This window comes from Endozoicomonas sp. SESOKO4 (assembly GCF_024606275.1).
Map to the genome: position 1 here is coordinate 1 of NZ_JAHHPS010000649.1, position 1,136 is coordinate 1,136.

The window sequence follows — 1,136 nt, forward strand, 5'->3', positions numbered from 1 at the left end:
TTAAACGACGCTGATTTAGTATCCCAATAACTCTTTAAAAGCCAAACGACAGTGATAACCATTTCTACAGTTAGCCATGAATAAGAGGTGGAGTTGAGTGGGTTATTTTTGGTAGTCAGGATCTGTTGGTAACCCAACAGCAGATGATTGGCATAAAGCCATTGCCACGAAATGGATTTAATGATGGCCGTTTTTAGCTCGCAGCTCTTTATTCTGCATTGTTTCTCATCAGAGGGTAAATCTGATCCTGCATAGCCTTTTATGAGGGCAATGTCTGACCAGGTGTCCGACAGTGTGTGCTGGTCAGGTGTTATAGAAAAGTTCTGGCTTTGAGAACCTGTTTTATTTTCAAACTCGACAACAAAACGTCTTGTCAACGGTTGAGCCTGACAGACGACGGATATTGTCACCAGCAACAGTGGTGCTGTAAAGAGTGAGTGCTTAATCATTCTACCCTTGCATTCTGGTGTTAAAGGGGGGAAGGATAGGTCAGGAAAATAACTCAAGTTGCGCAGTTAACCGTTCTCTCAATTGCCCCAGAGAAGCTTTCAGTCCTGCCAAGACCTCGACTTTCCACCGTTTCTTGTAGATCGCATTAACACCTGAAAGCTGTGTTTACTGGAAAAGATAATGCTTTTCTTTTGTTCCCTGACTTGTCTCTGTTGCCTACCTTGCCCCGGCCTCGGACAGGGCTCTCACGCAGTCGGTATTGCCTGTCTCAGCCGCTATGGAAAGTGGGGTGGCGCCATCCGAAGTTCGTGGGGCGTCGAGATCTGCTTTGGCCTTGATCAGGAGTTTCACGATGTCGGTATGGCCTTTCTGGGCAGCGATGAAGAGCGGGGTGGTGCCATAGTTAGTCTGGGCGTTGAGATCCGCTCCGGCTTCGATCAGGATTTTTACACAGTCGGTATTGCCTTCCTCAGCAGCAATGAGCAGCGGGGTGGCGCCATTCGACGTGGCAGCGTCGAGATCCGCCCCGGCGTTAATAAGGGCTTTCACGCAGTCGGTGTTATTTTGTTGGACAGCTATGAACAGTGCGGTGACACCATTATTAGCCCGGGCGTTGAGGTCCACTCTGGCCTCGATCAGGAGTTTCACGATGTCAGTATGGCCATTCTGGGCAGCAATGATCAGTG

Annotated in this window: 2 protein-coding genes; both read right to left on the reverse strand. The window is 48.9% G+C overall.

The window, feature by feature from the left end; genetic code table 11:
* A partial coding sequence (locus KDK16_RS12665) for a hypothetical protein (RefSeq protein ID WP_257276398.1) occupies positions 1-449 on the reverse strand: 449 nt, incomplete at its 3' end.
* A 217-nt stretch (positions 450-666) separates the two neighbouring features.
* Positions 667-1,136 (reverse strand): ankyrin repeat domain-containing protein (locus tag KDK16_RS12670; protein ID WP_257276399.1); only part of this gene is annotated, 470 nt, incomplete at its 5' end.